At 73.2% G+C, this 12713-nt stretch carries 6 protein-coding genes; 2 read left to right on the top strand and 4 right to left on the bottom strand.

Annotated elements, in window-relative coordinates; translation table 11 throughout:
- Window positions 1–1008 carry a LacI family DNA-binding transcriptional regulator gene (locus EIY87_RS46825; protein ID WP_225440445.1) on the bottom strand — a complete coding sequence of 336 codons (1008 nt, stop codon included), beginning with the start codon at window positions 1006–1008 and terminating at the stop codon, window positions 1–3.
- A 31-nt stretch (window positions 1009–1039) separates the two neighbouring features.
- The gene (locus EIY87_RS46820) at window positions 1040–2431 is read right to left on the bottom strand and encodes an amino acid permease (protein ID WP_125316563.1); all 1392 of its coding nucleotides are present in this window, start codon (window positions 2429–2431) and stop codon (window positions 1040–1042) included.
- A gap of 158 nt (window positions 2432–2589) precedes the next feature.
- Between EIY87_RS46820 and EIY87_RS46815 the strand changes: the two genes are divergently transcribed.
- Window positions 2590–3495: a glutaminase gene (locus EIY87_RS46815; RefSeq protein WP_125316562.1), complete on the top strand. Its 906-nt coding sequence runs from the start codon at window positions 2590–2592 to the stop codon at window positions 3493–3495.
- A gap of 1 nt (window position 3496) precedes the next feature.
- Here the strand turns inward: EIY87_RS46815 and EIY87_RS46810 are convergent, their stop codons facing one another.
- Both EIY87_RS46810 and EIY87_RS46805 read right to left on the bottom strand, forming a co-directional pair.
- Window positions 3497–4114 (bottom strand): helix-turn-helix transcriptional regulator, encoded by a 618-nt coding sequence (locus EIY87_RS46810; protein WP_125316561.1) that lies wholly within the window; start codon window positions 4112–4114, stop codon window positions 3497–3499.
- Window positions 4111–5220 carry a threonine synthase gene (locus tag EIY87_RS46805; RefSeq protein WP_125316560.1) on the bottom strand — a complete coding sequence of 370 codons (1110 nt, stop codon included), beginning with the start codon at window positions 5218–5220 and terminating at the stop codon, window positions 4111–4113. Before EIY87_RS46805 ends, EIY87_RS46810 begins: the two co-directional genes overlap by 4 nt.
- Before the next feature lie 776 nt (window positions 5221–5996).
- Here EIY87_RS46805 and EIY87_RS46800 point away from each other — a divergent pair.
- Entirely contained in the window at window positions 5997–12713 is a 6717-nt protein-coding gene (locus tag EIY87_RS46800) for a type I polyketide synthase (RefSeq protein ID WP_125316559.1), read from the top strand.

The raw sequence follows: 12713 nt of genomic DNA, 5'->3' as shown, positions 1-12713 counted from the left end.
TCAGGCGGATTCGCGCAGGTGGAGGGCCGCGCGGACGATCAGCTCGCCGGGTTCGAGGGGCGCGGCACCGGTCACGAGCCGCGACGCCTGCTCGACGGCGAGGGCCCCGAGCGCACGGGTGTCGAGGGCGACGCTGGAGAGCTCCGGCTCGACGAGGGTGCCGAGCGCGAGCCCGTCGAAGCCGATCACCGCGAGGTCGGCGGGCACGCGCAGGCCGAACCGGCGGGCCTCGCGCAGGGCACCGATGGCGATGACGTCGTTGAACGCGAACACGGCGGTGACGTCGGGGTGCGCGGCGAGCAGGGTGGCGAGCGCGGCGCCCCCGCCGTCGACGCTCTGGGGAGCGCGCGCGATCCACCCGGGCGCCAGCGCGATGCCGTGCTCGGCGACGGCGCGGCGGAACCACTGCTGGCGGACGCTCGGCTCGGGGCGGCCGTCGTGGTCGAGCATGCCGATTCGCCGGTGCCCGCGCCCGACCAGGTGCGCGACGGCTTCCCGGACGCCGTCCTCGCCGTCGATCGCGATGCCGCTGAACCGCGGGACGCGCGGCTCCCGGCCGATCAGCACCACCGGGATGCCGGGGGTGAAGCGGTCGAGGTCCTCGTCGGACCGGCCGAAGTAGCCGACCACCGCGTCCACCTGGGTGCCGATCACCCGCAGCGTGGCCAGCTCCTGCTCGGCGTCGCCGGCGGTGTCGTAGACGACGACGTGCCGGCCGCGGGCCCGGGCCGCCTCCAGCGCGCCGGAGGCGACCTCGGTGAAGAAGGGGTTGAGCAGGTCCGGCACCACCAGCCCGATCGTGGTGGTCTCCGGCCGGACCAGGCCGCGGGCGAAGCGGCTGGGGCGGTACCCGAGCTCGCGGGCGGCGTCGAGCACGCGCTGCTTGGTCGAGCCGTCGATCTCGGCCTTGTCGTTCAGCGCCCGCGACACCGTCTGCCGGGAGACCCCGGCCGAGCGGGCGACGTCGTGGATCGTCACCCGCCGGGGTTCGGTGCTGCTCGTGGACACCCGTCGAGTATGCCCGCCCGCGGCCGGCCCGCTACCCGAGCGGGGTGCGTTCGCGCCGTTTCGAGACGAACCGCCAGCCCACCGCGAGCACCACGGCCAGCACCGGGATCGAGTAGAACGCGACCTTCTCGGCGCCGTCGGAGAAGCCCATCAGGACCACGACCAGCAGCAGGAACCCCAGCGTCGCCCAGCCGGAGTACGGCGCGAACGGCATCCGGTACGACGGCCGTTCCAGCTCGCCGCGCAGCGCGGCCTGGCGCAGGCGCATCTGGCAGAAGACCAGCGTCGCCCACGTCGTGATCACGCCGAGCGAGGCGATCGCGATGGCGATGTCGAACGCGTCCTTGGGCACCAGGTAGTTCAGCACCACGCCGAGCAGGTAGGCGACCGAGGTGAACAGGATGCCGCCGTAGGGCACGTGGCGGCCGCTCATCCGGCTGACGAACGACGGCGCCTCGCCCTTCTCGGCCAGCGAGCGCAGGATCCGGCCGGTCGAGTAGAGCCCCGAGTTCACGCTGGACAGCGCCGCGGTGAGCACGACCGCGTTCATCACGTCGCCGATGCCCGGGATGCCCAGGCGCGAGAACACCGTGACGAACGGGCTTTCGTCGCCGTTGTAGAACGGCCAGGGCAGCAGCATCGCCAGCATCAGCACGGACCCGACGTAGAACACGCCGATCCGCCACACGACGCCGTTGATCGCCTTCGGCAGCACCTTGCGGGCGTCCTTGGTCTCACCGGCCGCGATGCCGACGACCTCGATGGCCGAGTAGGCGAAGATGACCGCCTGCAGCGTCATCAGCGCGATCCCGATGCCGGCCGGGAAGAGTCCACTGTGGCCGGTCAGGTTGTGCGGGCCGGCGGTGGTGCCGCCGATGTCCGCACTGGTGAGCACCAGGCCGACCGCGGTGACCAGGAAGACGACGATGGCCAGCACCTTGACCACCGAGAACCAGAACTCGAGTTCCCCGAACAGCTTCACCGAAAGCAGGTTCACCGCGATCAGCACGCCGAGCGCGACCAGCGCGGTGATCCACTGCGGCACGTCCGGCAGCCACTTGTGCACGTAGATGGCCACCGCGGTGATCTCGGCGATGCCGGTCATCGCCCAGTTCACCCAGTACATCCAGCCGGAGACGAACCCGGCCCACGGGCCGATGAACTTCCGCGCGTAGGTGACGAAGCTGCCCGAGCTGGGCTCGTGCAGGACGAGCTCGCCGAGCGCGCGCATCACGAAGTAGGCGGCCACCCCGCAGATCGCGTAGGAGAAGATCAGCGACGGGCCGACCTGGTGGAGCTTGCCGCCGGCGCCGAGGAAGAGCCCGACGCCGATCGCGCCGCCGATGGCGATCATCTGCACTTGGCGGTTGCCCAGTGCTTTCGAGTAGCTTTCACCTTTTTCGGTGAGGAGCGAGGAATCCATGGTCCACGGACGCTAGAGCTTGTGCGGCAAGTCACCAAGCGGACTAAGGAAGACTTAAGGTGTGCCGGAGATCACCGCTCGATTTTCCCGCTATTTCCCGGTTTCGATTTGACAGGGGTGCCGCGCGGCCGGAACCGGACGCCTTCTACGCTACGGCGGTGGACCTCGCGGCGCTGCTGGACCGGATCGCCGACGACGTCGCGTCCGACGTCGGCCGCGGCGCCGTCGCCGACTACATCCCCGCGCTGGCCAGGGTCGAGCCGCGGCGGTTCGGCATGGCGGTGGCCGAAGTGGACGGTGGCCTGCACGGCGTCGGCGACTGGCGGCACCCGTTCTCGGTGCAGAGCATGTCCAAGGTGTTCACCCTCGCCTTGACGCTTTCCCGCGGTGACGGCGTCTGGGCGCGCGTCGGCCGCGAACCGTCGGGCGACCCGTTCAATTCGCTGGTGCAGCTGGAACACGAGGACGGGATCCCGCGCAACCCGTTCATCAACGCGGGCGCGCTGGTGGTGACCGACGAACTCGCGCGCCACGGCGACGCGGCGGAGGCGCTGCTCGCGTTCCTGCGGGAGGAGAGCGGCCGCCCGGAAATCGACGTCGACGCCGAAGTGGCGGCGTCGGAAGCGGGCCACGCCGACCGCAACCGCGCGCTCGCGTACTTCATGGCCTCCTACGGCAACATGCGCCACCCGGTGCCGTCGGTGCTCGACCAGTACGTCCGCCAGTGCTCGATCGCGATGAGCTGCGCGGACGTCGCCCGCTCGGCGTTGTTCCTGGCCCGCCACGGCGTCCGCAACGACGGGTCCCGGCTGCTCGGCCTGAGCGCGGCCAAGCGCATCAACGCGGTGATGCTGACGTGCGGCACCTACGACGCGGCGGGCGAGTTCGCCTACCGCGTCGGCCTCCCCGGCAAGAGCGGCGTGGGCGGCGGCATCGTGGCGATCGTTCCGGGCCGGTGCGCGGTGTGCGTGTGGAGCCCGGGCCTGGACGCACGCGGGAACTCCGTGGCGGGAGTGGCGGCGCTCGACCGGTTCACGACGCTGACCGGCTGGTCGGTTTTCTGAGTCAGCGCAGGTAGTTGTAGACGGTGGCCCGCGAGATCCCGAGCAGGTCGGTCAGTGCCGGCACCGCGTTCTTCAGCTCCAGGAACCCGCGCTCCTTCGCCAGCCGGACGACGTCCTTCTTCGCCGCCGCCGCCAGGCTGCGCGGGGTGTGACCGCGGTCGGCCGCGTAGTCCTCGACCAGTGCGCGGAGTTCGTCGCCGGTGCGGGCGTGCAGGCTTTCGGCCAGCGGGGCGGGTCCGTCGGTGCCGGCCAGGCGGGTGAGGGCGTGGGCCGCCGCGCCGAGCAGGGAGACGTCGAGGTTCAGGCACAGCGCGGCCACGTACTCGCCGCCGGAGTTGCGGATGCCGATCGACGTGCTCTTCGCCTGCCGCCCGTCCGGGAAGCGGTTCGGGTAGTTCTGCAGCACGTCGGGGAAGCCCGCGTCGGCGATCCGCGCCAGGCCCAGCTCGGTGGCGGGGTCGCCGACGGCGCGGCCGGACAGGGCGCCTTCGATCGCGCGGACGGCGTGGTCCGGGTCGCGCAGGTCGTGCAGCACCACCTCGCACAGGCCGGGGAACATCCGGCCGACGGCGTGGGCGATCTTCTCCGCCTCGCGCAGCAGCAGCTCGTCCTCGGTCATCCGAGCAGCTCCCGCAGCTTGTCCGGCGCCTTCAGACCGGAGCCGGTGAGCACGACGACGGTGGTTTCGCCCGGCCGGATCGCGCCGCGTTCGCGGAAGACGTCGATGGCCGCGGCGGCGGTCGCGCTGGTCGGCTCGGCGTAGAGGCCCATGGCGGCCAGGCGGCGGGCGGCGGCGGCGATGTCGTCTTCGTCGATCGCGGCCGTGTCGCCGCCCGAACGCCGGATCGCCGCGACGACTTCCGGCAGCCGCACCGGCTGCCGGATCGCGGTGCCCTCGGCGACGGTGGGCGCGAACGGCGGCGGCTGCCGGTCGTGGACGGCGGCGTCGACGGGGGAGCAGTTCCGCGGCTGCGCGACGAGCAGCCGAGGGCGCCGGGTGATCGAGCCGGCCGCCAGCAGCTCGCCGAACCCGAGGTCGCAGCCCAGCACGATGCTGCCCGCGCCGGCGACCGTGACGACGGCGTCGGGCGCGCGGAAGCCGAGGTCTTCCCACAGCTCGTAGGCGAGGGTCTTGGTGCCCTGCAGGAAGAAGGGGTGCCAGTTGTGGCTGGCGTAGGTGGTGGTGGCCGAGCGCCGGACGGCTTCGGCGGCCGTGTCGTCGCGGGTGCCGGGCACCAGCTCGACGGTGGCGCCGTACGCGCGGGTCTGCAGGACCTTGGCGGGCGAGGTTCCTTCGGGGGCCAGGACGGTCGCGTCGATCCCGGCCGCGGCGCTGTAGGCCGCGATCGACGAGCCGCCGTTGCCGGAGCTGTCTTCCAGGAGCCGCTCCACCCCGGCGCCGGCCAGCGCGGACACCAGCACGCTGGAGCCGCGGTCCTTGAAGCTGCCGGTCGGGCTGAACCACTCGAGCTTGAACCGGACGTCGGTGCCGCCCCAGCGCCGCGGCACCAGCGGGGTGCAGCCCTCGCCCAGCGAGACCGGCTCGAGGTCGCCGGGCAGCGCGGCCCGGTAGCGCCAGAGCGAGCGGACCGAGGTGTCGACGTCGCCGGAGCCGAGCCCGGGCAGCCGCTCGACGGTGAGCGGGGCGCCGTCGTCGCCGCGCCACCGCAGCGGGTCGCCCGGGTACCGCGTGCCCGAGCGGTCGTCGGTGTACCAGTAGTCCACAGCGCCTCCTCGTTGGACGAACAGTCCAAGCGTAGACGATGGGTCCACTGTTACCGACGGGTATGCGAAATGTCTTCAGATTTTCTCAGGCAAAATTTGTAACGCGGCGGGGGAAGATTGCGATCACCGGCGCCAGGCGGGTGACGGCCGGAGTACTGATGGTGTTCGCTCGAATACCGGTGGTTGTGCCGCCGGAGTGGTGCCGCCGGGTGACCGGCGGGCTCGTGCCCGGTCGTGTGAGCACCGCGAATCCGGGTGGCGACGGAATCCACAGTGGACTTCCGAAGGGTGGCGAGCCGGGTTGTGCATTCGCCGGCCGATTATCGCCCGTGTCCGAAAAGGGAATGTGCGACGTTTTCCGATGGCCGGAAAACGGGTGTCCGATGTGGTCGTCGGGAAGGGGATACCGGACGGTCGGTATTACTTTTCGGATATACCGTGGTAGCAATGGCGAAACTTCGCACCCGCCGGTCGGAGTGGGCCGGTGCGGGTAACGGCCCGGCGTCCACCAGGCGGGATGGCTTGCGCCGTCCGGCGGCGTACGTCCGGTGGACCACCGCCTGGAACCGGTCCGGGTGCCGCCGCCGGCAATCCGGTCCCGCATCCCGGACGCGGGGAACATGACGGCGACGTTAAATTCTTGCGCTCCCGGCCTGGTCCATCCCGAATTTTCTGAACCGCGGCGATGAAATCGCGGTGGGTTGTTGACGACGTGGAAGGAACCCGCTTAAGTACTCCCCGTTGCCATCACCCATTCGTGCGTAGCGGGAGTTCCCATGCGTCTCTCGAAAGACGACTCCGCGCCGGTCGTCGCCGTGTCGCCGCTGCGGTGGCCGTCGGCGCGCGGGGTCGCCGCCGTCGCGCGCGGGGGCGGGCTCGGCGTGCTCGACCTGACCGCCGGGGACGCCGCCGGCGCGGAGGAGCTGGCCCTGCTGGGCGAATGGGGTGTCCCGGCGTTCGGGGTCCGGCTCGCCGGCCCGCCGCCGGGTGCCGAACTGTCCGAAGCCGTCACCACGGTCCTGCTGACCGAAGACGCCGGGTGCGCGGCGCGCGACTTCCCGGGCCGCCGGGTGCTGGCCGAGGTCACGTCCCGCGCGTCGGCCGCGCGGGCGGTCGGGTCCGGCGCGCACGGCCTCGTCGCCCGCGGGCACGAATGCGGTGGCCGGACCGGGGAACTGAGCACGTTCGTGCTGCTGCAGGCCCTGCTCGACGACTTCGACGTCCCGGTGTGGGCCGCGGGCGGGATCGGGCCGCACACCGCCGCGGCCGCGATCGCGGGCGGCGCCGCCGGCGTCGTGCTCGACACGCAGCTCGCCCTGCTGCCCGAGGCCGAGCTGCCGGCGCGGCTCACCGCCGGCCTGGCCGGGCTCGACGGGTCGGAGACGACCGTCGTCGACGGCGTCCGCGTGCTCGCGCGCCGCGGGGCCGAGCCGCTCGAAGCGGGGCAGGACGTCTTCCTCGCCACCCGGTTCCGCGACCGCTGGGGCACGGTGACCGCGGCCGTCCGCGGCCTGGCCGACGCCGTCGGCGAAGCGCTGCGCGGGGAAACGCCGGTGCTGGGCCCGGGCACCGCGGGCAGCCGCGCGCTCGGCACGGCGCTGCCGATCGCGCAGGGCCCGATGACCCGCGTCAGCGATCAGCCCGCGTTCGCCGCGGAGGTCGCGGCCGGCGGGGCGCTGCCGTTCATCGCGCTGGCGCTGTCCGGCGCGGACCAGACCCGCGACGTCCTGGAACGGACTCGCGAAGCCGTCGGCGACGCGCCCTGGGGCGTCGGGGTGCTGGGGTTCGCCGCCGACGACGTCAAAGCCGCCCAGCTGGCGGTGATCCGCGAGCTGCGGCCGACCCACGCGATCATCGCGGGCGGCCGCCCGGCGCAGGCCGCGGCCCTGGAGGACGCCGGGATCTCGACGTTCCTGCACGTGCCGTCGCCCGGGCTGCTGAAGCAGTTCCTCGAGGCCGGGGCGCGCAAGTTCGTCTTCGAAGGCTCCGAATGCGGTGGCCACGTCGGGCCGCGCACAAGTTTCCCGTTGTGGGAAGCGCAGCTCGGTGTCCTCGCTGACTTCCTGGCGACGACGCCGGCGCCGGACTTGCAGCTGTTGTTCGCCGGGGGCGTCCACGACGAACGGTCGGCCGCGATGGTGGCCGCGCTCGCCGCGCCGGTGGCGGCACGGGGTGCGGCGATCGGGGTGCTGATGGGCACCGCGTACCTGTTCACCCGCGAGGCAGTCAAGGCGGGCGCGGTGCTGCCGGGCTTCCAGCGGCAGCTGCTCGCCGCGGAGCGGACCGACCTGCTGGAAACCGCGCCGGGCCACGCCACCCGTTGCGTCCGCAGCCCGTTCACCGAGGAGTACGCGGCGATCAAGGCGGACCTCGCCGAGCGGGGCGTGCCGAGCCGGGACGCGTGGGAACAGCTGGAGACGCTCAACGTCGGGCGCCTCCGCCTGGCGAGCAAGGGCATCGAACGCGTCGGCGCCGAGCTGCGCGACGTCGGCGAGGACCGGCAGCTCGCCGAGGGCATGTTCATGGCGGGCGAGGTCGCCGTGCTGCGCTCGGCCGTGACGACGATCGCCGACTTGCACCATGCGGGGGGAGAGGGTGCGAACGCCTTCCTGCGGGAGCGCGCCGTGTCCTTCGCGGCCGCCACGGCGGAGCCGCCCGCGCCCGAACCGCTCGACATCGCGATCGTCGGGATGGCGTGCCTGTTCCCGCAGGCACCCGACCTGGCGTCGTTCTGGGCGAACGTGCTGTCCGGAGTGGACGCCGTCACCGAGGTCCCGCCGCGGCGCTGGGACACCTCGCTGTACTACGACGCGGACGGGCAGGGCGAGAAGACGCCGTCGCGCTGGGGCGGGTTCCTGCCCGAGATCGGCTTCGACCCGCTGCGCTACGGCATCCCGCCGTCGTCGCTGGCCAGCATCGAACCCGTGCAGCTGCTGGCGCTGGAGGCCGCGCACCGGGCGCTGGTGGACGCGGGTTACGAGCAGCGCGCGTTCGACCGCTCGCGGACGTCGGTGGTGTTCGGCGCCGAGGCGGGCAGCGACCTGTCGAACGCGATGAGCCTGCGCACCGTGCTGCCGTCCTATGTGGGCGAACTGCCGTCCGAACTGGACGAACGGCTGCCGCGGCTCACCGAGGACTCGTTCCCCGGCGTGCTGGCCAACGTCATCGCCGGGCGGATCGCCAACCGGCTCGACCTCGGCGGGGCGAACTACACCGTCGACGCGGCCTGCGCGTCTTCGCTGACCGCCGTCGACGTCGCCTGCAAGGAGCTGACCGCGGGCACCAGCGACCTCGTCCTCTGCGGTGGCGCGGACCTGCACAACGGCATCAACGACTACCTCCTGTTCGCCTCGGCGCACGCCCTCTCGCCGACCGGGCGGTCGGCGACGTTCGACAGCACGGCGGACGGCATCGCGCTCGGCGAAGGCGTCGCCTGTGTCGCGCTCAAGCGGCTCGCCGACGCCGAACGCGACGGCGACCGGGTGTACGCGGTGATCAAGGGCGTCGGTGCGGCGTCCGACGGCCGCGCGCTGGGACTGACCGCGCCGCGACCGGAGGGCCAGCACGCCGCGCTGACCCGCGCGTACCGCAACGCCGGCGTTTCGCCCGCGCGGGTCGGGCTGGTCGAGGCGCACGGCACCGGCACCGTCGTCGGCGACCGGACCGAGCTGACCACGCTCACGAAGGTGTTCACCGAGGCCGGCGCCGCCCCGGGCAGCTGCACGATCGGGTCGGTGAAGTCGCAGATCGGGCACACCAAGTGCGCGGCGGGCCTGGCCGGGCTGATCAAGACCGCGCTCGCGCTGCACACCGGCGTCAAGCCGCCGACGCTGCACCTCTCTGCGCCGAACCCGGCGTGGGACGCTGCGACGAGCCCGTTCGTGTTCCAGTCGGCGGCGCAGCCGTGGGCCGCGCCGGCCGCGGACCGGATCGCCGGGGTGAGCGCGTTCGGCTTCGGCGGCACCAACTTCCACGTCGTGCTGGGCGCGCACGACAGCGTCCCGCCGGCCCAGGCGGCCGACGAGTGGCCCGCCGAGCTGTTCACCTTCGCGACGGACGCGGCGGCGCGGGACCTGCTGGCGCTGGCGGCGGACGTGCCGGCCGGCTACGAGCCGTGGCGGTTGCGGGACCTGGCGCTGAGCGCGTCGCGGCGGGCGGAGGGCCGGGACGCGCGGCTCGCGATCGTCGCGTCCACTGTGGACGAATTGGTTTCGCTGCTGCGCGAAGCACTCGACGGGCGGGACCCGGCTGGGGTGTTCCGCGGCGAGGGGGCCGAACCCGGTGAGGTGGCGGTGTTGTTCCCCGGTCAGGGCAGCCAGCGGCCGGGCATGTTCGCGGAGTTGTTCGTCGCCTTCCCGGACCTGCAGCGGTACCTGCGCCTCGACCCGGCAACGGCGGGCGTCGTCTTCGGCCCGGCGGTGTTCGGCGAGCCCGCGCGGCAGGCGGCGGCGGACCGGGTCACCGACACCCGTGTCGCCCAGCCCGCGCTCGGCCTGGCCGGGCTCGCGGCGTTCCGGCTGCTGACCCGCGCCGGCGTGCGGCCCGCGATGCTGGGCGGCCACAGCTACGGCGAGCTGACCGCGCTGGCGGCAGCCGGGGCCTTCACGCCCGAGGGGCTGCTGCACGCGAGCCACGCCCGGGCGGGGGCGATCCTGGACGCGGTGCCCGCGGGAGACCCGGGTGCGATGGCGGCGGTGTCGGCTTCCGCGGCGGAAGTCGAGGCGGTGCTCGGCACGTCGCCGGTGGTGCTGGCCAACCACAACTCGCCCAAGCAGACGGTGATTTCCGGCGCCACCGAAGACGTTTCGGCGGCGGTCGAGCGCCTGCGCGCCGCCGGGCTGGGCGCGAAACGGCTCCAGGTGGCGTGCGCGTTCCACAGCCCGCTGGTGGCGGGCGCGGGCGAGGCGTTCGGCCGCACGCTGGGCGCGATCGGCGTCGTCCGGCCCGCGGTCCCGGTGTACGGCAACCGGACGGCGGCGCCGTACCCGGCCGAACCGGACGGGATCCGCGGCGAGCTGGCCGCGCAGCTGGGCGCGCCGGTGCGGTTCGTCGAGCAGATCGAGGCGATGTACGCGGCCGGCGCGCGGGTGTTCGTCGAGGCGGGCCCGGGCGCGGTGCTCGCCAAGCAGGTCACCGCGATCCTCGGCGACCGTCCCCATCGGACGGTCGGCTTCGAGCAGCCGGGCCGCCGCGGCCTGCCGGGCTTCCTCGGCGCACTGGCGCGGCTGGCGGTGTCCGGGGTACCGGTCGAGACGGGCTGGCTGTTCCGCGGCCGCGACGCGGTCGACGCGGGCACGGCCCCGCGGCCGAAGCGTCCGGGGTGGACGGTCGACGGCCACCTCCTCCGCACCGCGGACGGCACGATCCCGGCCGGCGCACTCCGCCCGGCTGAGCGGATCTCCCTGGCATTTTCCCCCACGGCGGCTCCGACCTCGGAGGCAATGGTCGCGGACTTCCTCCGCACGAGCCGGGAGATGATCGCCGCCCAGCGCGACGTCCTGCTCGGCTTCCTCGGCAGCAGCGAGGCCCCGACCGTCGTGGTCCCCGAGCGCCCCAATGTGGCGTTGGTTGCGCCCAGCGCACCCAATGTGGCGTTCGGTGCGTCAGATGCACCGAACGCCACATTGGGGCGCTCGGTGCTGGAGACCGTGGTCGAGGTGATCGGGGAACGGACCGGGTACCCGGTCGACATGATCGAGCCGGATCTCGATCTCGAGGCGGACTTGAGCGTGGACTCGATCAAGCGGGCCGAGATCGCGGGCGAGCTGGCCGCGCGGCTGGGGCTGACCGGCGGTGACGTCGAGGAGTTCGCCAAGGCCCGCACGGCGGCGGCGATCGCCGGCCTGGTCGGGACTCCGCAGCAGCCCGAGGCCGGCACGTCGGTGCTGGAGACCGTGGTCGCCGTGATCGGGGAGCGGACCGGCTACCCGGTGGACATGATCGAGCCGGACCTCGATCTCGAAGCGGACCTGAGCGTCGACTCCATCAAACGGGCCGAGATCGCCGGCGAGCTGACCGTCCGCCTGGGCACCGGCGACGTCGAGGAGCTGGCCAAGGCCCGGACCGCGGCGGGGATCGCCGAACTGCTGGGCACGAGCCGCGACGAACCCCGGCCGGTGGCCGCCGAACCCCAGCCCGTGATCATCGCGCTGAAGCGGTACGTCCTGACCGAGGTCGAACTCGCCCCTGCCGGGACGCCTGACCTCGCGGGCCGCCGGTTCCTGGTCGTCGGCATGGGCGCGTTCGCCGAGGATGTCCGCGGAGAACTCGAGACCCACGGCGCCGAGGCCGAAACCGGCGAAGACGTGCGCCCGGGATTCGACGGCTACCTGTTCCTCGACCCCGTCCTGCCCACCGCCTTCCCGCGCTACCAGGACGCCCTCGCCACTCACCCCCGGTGGCTGCTCAGCGCCGGACCGGCCGAGGGTCTCCGCGGTTTCCACCGCAGCCTCGCCCGCGAGTACCCGGACACGCTCACCCGGGTCGTCGAGGGCGCGGACGCCGCGGGTCTCGTCGCCGAACTGTCCACAGCGGACGGCGAGCCGGTCGTCGTCCGCCGCGGGACCACCCGGCACGGCATCCAGCCCACGGAACAGGACCTCGGTCCCCTCGCCACCAACGGAGCCGGACCGGCCGGGGACGGCGTGGCCGAAGCCGCGGCCATCGGGCTGGACCGCGAGTCGGTCGTCCTCCTCGTCGGCGGCGCCAAGGGCATCACCGCCCGCGTCGCCCGGACGCTCGCGGCCACCGCGCGCTGCCGGATCGAGCTGCTCGGCCGGACGGCTCTCGCGACCGAAGACGAATTCCCGCAAGCGAAAGACGCCAAAGAACTCCGCGCCGCCCTCATCGCGTCCGGTCTGACCAGTGCCCCCGAGATCGAGCGGGCCGTCCGGCGGATCACCGGCGAGCGCGAGGTCCGGACCACCCTCGCCGAGCTGGAAGCCCTCGGCAGCCCGGTGCGCTACCAGCCCGTAGACATCCTCGACGCCGAAGCCGTCCACCGGGCGGTCAAGGAGATCCACGCCGAGCACGGGCGGCTCGACGGGATCGTCTACGCCGCCGGCGTCATCGAAGACAAGCTCGTCGCGGACAAGACCGCGGAGTCGTTCACCCGCGTCTACAGCACCAAAGCGGACGGGGCGCGAACCCTCCTCGAAGCGACCGCCGACCTGCCCGACGAGCCGAAGTTCGTCGTCCTGTTCGGCAGCATCGCCGCCGCGCTCGGCAACCGGGGCCAGGCCGACTACGCCGCCGCCAACGACGCACTCGAAAGCCTCGGTCGCCGGTGGCCCGCCGGGCGGGCGGTGACCGTCCACTGGGGACCGTGGGCCCCGTCCGCCGGCGGCATGGTGACAGCCGAGCTGATGCGCGACTACGCCCGCCGCGGGATCGCGCTGATCGACCCGGAGGAAGGCGCTCTCGGCCTGCTGCGCGAGCTGGCCTGGGGCCGCGCCGGCACCGCCGCCGTCGTCCACACCGCTTCCGGGTGGTGA

Source organism: Amycolatopsis eburnea (genome assembly GCF_003937945.1).
GTDB lineage: Bacteria > Actinomycetota > Actinomycetes > Mycobacteriales > Pseudonocardiaceae > Amycolatopsis > Amycolatopsis eburnea.
The sequence above is the reverse complement of the archived record's forward strand: the minus strand, read 5'-3'. Positions and strand labels throughout refer to the sequence as shown.

Bases quoted from the DNA above. Each gene is read 5' to 3' on its own strand.
- EIY87_RS46800 (WP_125316559.1), top strand. From the start codon at position 5,997: ATGCGTCTCTCGAAAGACGACTCCGCGCCGGTCGTCGCCGTGTCGCCG.
- EIY87_RS46820 (WP_125316563.1), bottom strand. From the start codon at position 2,431: ATGGATTCCTCGCTCCTCACCGAAAAAGGTGAAAGCTACTCGAAAGCA.
- EIY87_RS46810 (WP_125316561.1), bottom strand. From the start codon at position 4,114: ATGACCGAGGACGAGCTGCTGCTGCGCGAGGCGGAGAAGATCGCCCAC.